Genomic DNA, 6017 nt, shown 5'->3' with positions numbered 1-6017 from the left:
GGACGCGGGAGACTCGAGGTCGCGGGGGTCGGCGGCGGAGGTCATGGGACGAGTCTATTCCTCCGCGCGGCGGGCGCCTGGACCGTTTTCCGGACGCAGAGTGTCGATGTGCGAGTCCGAAATCGACACTCTGCGACCTCGATTCGGTGGCTCCGGCCGGGACCGCGGGACTGAGCCGGGCCTGGATGCGCTTGCGCACTGCCGGGCGCCGGGGGCGCGGGCGCCAGGTCCGGCGACTAGCCGAAGTGGTTCGCGTCCCACTCGACGCCGGGGCTGAGCGAGGGCCCCTCACCCTCGGCGATGACGAAGGTCATCGTCACGTTCGCGTCGTGGGTGATCGAGAGGTGGAGGTTCGTGCCGCCGATGAGGCGGAAGTGCTCGAGGACGAGCCCGCGCAGGCGGAACGAGGGGGCACCGGAGCGGGCGGGGACCACCTCGGCGGACTGCCACGGCAGCCATCCGGGGAACCCGATCGCCTTCTTCAGCGCCTCCTTCGCGGAGAACCGCGCCGCCAGGGAGGCGTCCGTGCGGCGCTTCCCGTTGCGTTTGAGCTGTTCGGCGGGGGTGAGGAGACGGTCGAGGAGTTCCGGCACGCGTTCGATGTGCTCAGCGAAGCGCGGCACATCGGCGATATCGGTGCCGATTCCCAGAATGGCCATGGCCTCCCCCGTTCTCCAGTGCGACAGTTCTCCAGTGCGGCTCACATGCGAGCCGTGCGACCGTTCTCCGGTGCGACTCGAGCCCGGGCCGCACCATGCGCGGCCCGGGCTCGAGGATGCGTCATTCGACGGTGACGGACTTCGCGAGGTTGCGGGGCTGGTCGACGTCGAGTCCCTTCGCCGTCGCGAGCTCCATCGCGAAGATCTGCAGCGGCACGGTGGTCAGCAGCGGCGCCATGAGCGTCGTCGTCTCGGGGACGTAGATGACCTCGGAGGCGAACTCGCGCACCTCGTCATCCCCCTCCTCGGCGATGACCACGGTGTTCGCACCGCGGGCGCGGACCTCCTGGATGTTCGAGATCACCTTCGCGTGGAGTGAGTCGCGGCCGCGCTTCGACGGCACGACGATGATGACGAGCTGACCGTCGTCGATGAGCGCGATCGGGCCGTGCTTGAGCTCACCGGCGGCGAAGCCCTCGGCGTGGATGTAGGCGAGCTCCTTGAGCTTGAGCGCACCCTCCATCGCGACCGGGTAGCCGACGTGGCGGCCGAGGAAGAGCACCGAGCCGACGTCCTCGTTGCGCCGCGCGAGCTCGAGGACCTGGTCCTTGCCCTCGTCGAGGATCCGCTGGATCTTCTCCGGGATCGTCTGCAGCTCCTTGAGGATGAGCGAGATCTCGTCGCGGAACTTGTTCCCGCGCAGCTGCGCGAGGTAGAGGCCGAGCAGGTAGCAGGCGACGACCTGCGAGAGGAATGCCTTCGTCGAGGCCACGGCGATCTCCGGTCCGGCGTGCGTGTAGAGCACGGCGTCGGATTCGCGCGGGATCGTCGAGCCGAAGGTGTTGCAGATCGCGATGACCTTCGCGCCCTGCTGGCGGGCGTGGCGGACGGCCATGATCGTGTCCATCGTCTCGCCCGACTGGGAGATCGCGACGATGAGCGTCTTCTCGTTGACGACGGGGTCGCGGTAGCGGAACTCGTGGGCGAGTTCGACCTCGACGGGGATCCGGCACCAGTGCTCGATCGCGTACTTCGCGACCTGGCCGGCGTAGGCGGCGGTGCCGCACGCGACGACGACGATCTTGTCGATCGTCTTGAGGACCGCCTCGTCGATGTTCATCTCGTCGAGGGAGAGCTTGCCGTCGGTGTCGAAGCGCCCGAGCAGGGTGTCGCCGACGGCCTGCGGCTGGTCGTGGATCTCCTTGTCCATGAAGGAGGAGAATCCGCCCTTCTCCGCCGAGGCGGTGTCCCAGTCGACCTCGAACTGCTCACCGGGCACGACCTTGCCGGCGAGGTCGGTGATGACGACCGAGTCGGGCGTGATCGTCACGACCTCGTCCTGGCCGATCTCCACGGCGGTGCGCGTGTAGTCGATGAATGCGGCGACGTCGGAGCCGAGGAAGTTCTCCCCCTCGCCGAGGCCGATGACCAGCGGCGAATTGCGGCGCGCGGCAACGACGGTGCCGGGCAGGTCGGCGTGGACGGCGAGCAGAGTGAAGGCGCCTTCGAGCTGCTGCGCGGTCTCGCGCATCGCGGCGGTGAGGTCACCGGTGGCGCGGTAGTTCTTCGCGAGCTGCGCGGCGGCCACCTCGGTGTCGGTCTCCGAGGTGAACTCGAAGCCCTCGGCGACGAGCGGAGCCTTGAGCTGCGCGAAGTTCTCGATGATGCCGTTGTGGATGAGCGCGAGGCGTCCTCCGTCGGCGACATGGGGGTGGGCATTGACGTCGGTCGGTCCGCCGTGGGTCGCCCACCTGGTGTGCCCGATGCCCGTCTGCGCGAGCGGCAGCTCGTTCGCCTCGAGGTCATCGGTCAGGTTGGAGAGCTTGCCTGCCTTCTTCGCCGTGGCGAGTTCGCCATCGGGGGTGACGAGGGCGACTCCAGCGGAGTCATATCCTCGGTATTCGAGCCGTTTGAGTCCGGCGAGCACAACGTCGAGCGCAGTATGGTCGACATCGGCGACCGGCGCACTGGAGACATAACCTACGATTCCACACATGAGAGGAATTTTACTGGGCCGCGTCAAGCCCACCTCTCACCGGGTCCCCCGCCCTCCCGCCGAGGTGACCGCCCCCACTGCGCGGGCGTGACCGGCCCCACTGCGCAGCCGTGACCGGGCGCACGACACGGGCGTGAGGCGGTTGCACGACGCGGACGTGACCGGTGCACCTCACCGGGGCGACCGCCCGACCGCACGGCCGTGACGACCGCCTCCCCCACCTCGGCGCGGACACTTCCGGTGACCGGGTGCGCACGGCATCTCACATGACGCATGACACAATTGTCCCCATGCCTCATGTCGACCCCCAGCTGGACCGTGCGCGCCGCCTCGCCGGACTCAACACCGCGAAGAAGATCGAGGACCAGCCGAGCTCGCCGTTCTGGGAGTTCGACCGCGAGGTGTGGGGGAAGCTCGCGCAGTCGACGCCGCTGCCGCTGACTCAGCGTGACATCGAGCGGCTGCGCGGCCTCGGCGATCGCATCGACCTCGACGAGGTGGCCCAGGTCTACCTGCCGCTCTCCCGCCTGCTCAACCTCTACGTCTCCGCCCGGCAGGGCAAGCACCAGATGACGCGGGAGTTCTTCTCCCCCCTCCACGAGCTCGGCCTCGAACCGCAGGATGCCAAGCGCACCCCGTTCGTCATCGGCGTCGCCGGGTCGGTCGCGGTCGGCAAGTCGACGACGGCGCGCGTGCTCCGCGAACTCCTCGCCCGGTGGCCCGACACCCCGCGCGTCGAGCTCATCACCACCGACGGCTTCCTCTACCCCAATGCCGAACTCGAACGCCGCCACCTCGGCGGACGCAAGGGTTTCCCCGAGTCGTACGATCGCCGCCGGCTCCTCCGGTTCCTCTCGGCCGTGAAGTCCGGTGCCCCCGAGGTCCGCGCGCCCGTGTACTCCCATCACACGTACGACATCGTTCCCGGCGCCGAGGTGGTCGTCCGCTCCCCCGATGTCCTCATCGTCGAGGGCCTCAACGTCCTCCAGCCGGCCCGACCCCGCCCCGACGGCACCGTGGGCCTGTCGACGAGCGACTACTTCGACTTCACCGTCTACGTCGATGCCCGATCCCGGGACATCCGCGAGTGGTACGTCTCCCGCTTCCTCAAGCTCAAGCACGGCGCATTCCAGGACCCCGACTCCTACTTCCACCGGTACTCGAAGCTCAGCGACGACGAGGCGGTGACGCTGGCGACCGAGATCTGGGACTCGATCAACTTCCCCAATCTGCGGGAGAACGTCCTGCCCAGCCGAGGCCGCGCCGACCTCGTCCTCCACAAGTCCGCCGACCACACGATCCGCAAAGTGCAGCTGCGCAAGCTCTGACCGCCTCGGCGAGGCATCTTCTGCCGATCTCGGAAATAGAATCGCCCCGCAAATAGTTGCACAGGGTGCACAGTTTGAGATCTCCGAGGAGGCGATGCGCCTTCGCCCGAGCCGCTGCGCGATCACGAGCACGCGACGCCGACGGGCGAGAAGAGGAAATGAGGCCGCAATGAGCATGCAGTCAGCCCACCGCCTGATGTACACGTCGGTGAAGAACAAACGCACCCCGGACACGAAGATCCAGCCGGGCACCTACCGGCGGATCGTCGGCTTCGCCAAGCGGCACAAGAAGAAGCTCGCCGTCTTCCTCACCCTCTCCGTCGGATCGGCGATCATCGGCGTGCTCAACCCCGTCCTCGCCGGTGACGTCGTCAACGCGATCACCGGCGGCGGGCCCGTCGCCACGGTCGTGTGGATCGCCGTCGCCATCGGGGCGCTGGCGATCGCCGACGCCGCGATCAGCATCTCCAACCGCTATCTGTCCTCGCAGATCGGCGAGGGCCTCATCTTCGACCTGCGCACGGCCGTCTACGAGCACGTGCAGTCGATGCCGATCGCGTTCTTCAACCGCACGCGCACCGGCGCGCTCGTCTCCCGGCTCAACACCGACGTCATCGGCGCGCAGCGGGCGTTCTCGAACACCCTGTCAGGGATCGTGTCGAACATCGTCTCGCTCATCCTCACCGTCGGAGTGATGGTGACGATCTCGTGGCAGGTCACCGCTCTGTCGATCCTCCTGCTGCCGCTCTTCATCATTCCCACGAGGCTGCTGAGCGGGAAGCTCGCGGCCCTGCAGTTCCAGGCCGCGGAGAACAGTGCGGACATGTCGACGCGGATGACCGAGCGGTTCTCCGCCGGAGGTGCCACGCTCATCAAGCTCTTCGGCAACCCCGCCACGGAGAACCGCGAGTTCGCCGATCGCGCCGGTCAGGTCCGCGACATCGGCGTCAAGGTCGCGATGCTCCAGTCGACGTTCGTCTCCTCGCTCACCCTCGTCTCCGCCCTCGCCCTCGCTCTCGTCTACGGCATCGGCGGCGCCCAGGCCGTCCTCGGCAATCTCAACGCCGGTCAGGTCGTCACCCTCGCACTCCTGCTCACCCGCCTCTACACGCCGCTGACGATGCTCGCGAACGCCCGGCTCGACATCATGAGCGCGGTCGTCAGCTTCCAGCGGGTCTTCGAGATCCTCGACCTCGTGCCCTTCATCAAGCAGCCGACCGAGCCCAAGGCACTGCCGACGACCGGCCTCGACATCCGCTTCGACGACGTCAGCTTCGCGTACCCGAGCGCGCAGGAGGTCAGTCTCGCGAGCCTCGAGGACGTCTCCGTCCTCGACTCCCGCGGCGGTCAGGAGGTCCTCCACGACCTCGACTTCACGATCCCCGCCGGGCACACCGTCGCGCTCGTCGGATCCTCGGGAGCCGGCAAGTCGACGATCGCCTCCCTCCTGCCGCGCCTCTACGACGTGACGAAGGGCGCGATCACGATCGGCGGAGTCGACGTCCGCGACCTCTCCGCCGAGACGCTGCGCCGCACCGTCGGCGTCGTCACCCAGGACGGTCACGTCTTCCACGAGTCGATCCGCTCGAACCTGCTGCTCGCGAAGCCCGACGCCACCGAGGCCGAACTCGCCGACGCCCTCGACCGGGCCCAGCTGCACACCGTCATCGCGAGCCTGCCCGACGGCCTCGACACGGTCGTCGGCGAGCGCGGCTACCGCCTCTCCGGCGGTGAGCGCCAGCGCCTGACGATCGCGCGGATGCTCCTCGCAGCCCCGGAGATCGTCGTGCTCGACGAAGCCACCTCGGCGCTCGATTCGACCAACGAGGCGGCCGTGCAGCAGGCGCTGACGCAGGCGATGTCGGGTCGCACAGCGCTCGTCATCGCCCACCGGCTCTCGACGATCCGGCAGGCCGACACGATCCTCGTCGTCGAGGGCGGGCGCATCGTCGAGTCCGGCTCGCACTCCGAGCTGCTCGCCCGCGGCGGCCGCTACGCGGAGCTCTACGCGACGCAGTTCTCCGCAAGCTGAGG

Annotated in this window: 4 protein-coding genes; 2 read left to right on the top strand and 2 right to left on the bottom strand. The window is 68.3% G+C overall.

Going from position 1 to position 6017, the window contains the following annotated elements; genetic code table 11:
• Nucleotides 1–236: 236 nt before the first annotated feature.
• Nucleotides 237–659, bottom strand: a complete 423-nt coding sequence (locus FFS20_RS17525; protein ID WP_137827059.1) for a holo-ACP synthase — start codon at nucleotides 657–659, stop codon at nucleotides 237–239.
• Between the two features lie 121 nt (nucleotides 660–780).
• Nucleotides 781–2655: a glutamine--fructose-6-phosphate transaminase (isomerizing) gene (gene glmS / locus FFS20_RS17520; protein WP_137827058.1), complete on the bottom strand. Its 1875-nt coding sequence runs from the start codon at nucleotides 2653–2655 to the stop codon at nucleotides 781–783.
• 290 nt (nucleotides 2656–2945) lie between these two features.
• On the opposite strand from glmS, the gene coaA reads away from it, so the two are divergent.
• The gene (gene coaA, locus FFS20_RS17515) at nucleotides 2946–3983 is read left to right on the top strand and encodes a type I pantothenate kinase (protein WP_137827057.1); all 1038 of its coding nucleotides are present in this window, start codon (nucleotides 2946–2948) and stop codon (nucleotides 3981–3983) included.
• A 169-nt stretch (nucleotides 3984–4152) separates the two neighbouring features.
• Nucleotides 4153–6015 carry an ABC transporter ATP-binding protein gene (locus FFS20_RS17510; RefSeq protein ID WP_137827056.1) on the top strand — a complete coding sequence of 621 codons (1863 nt, stop codon included), beginning with the start codon at nucleotides 4153–4155 and terminating at the stop codon, nucleotides 6013–6015.
• Nucleotides 6016–6017 lie beyond the last annotated feature (2 nt).

Source organism: Brevibacterium sp. 2SA (assembly GCF_005502845.1).
Classification (GTDB): Bacteria; Actinomycetota; Actinomycetes; order Actinomycetales; family Brevibacteriaceae; genus Brevibacterium.
Note: the sequence above shows the minus strand (reverse complement) of the source record. Positions and strands in the feature narration are given on the sequence as shown.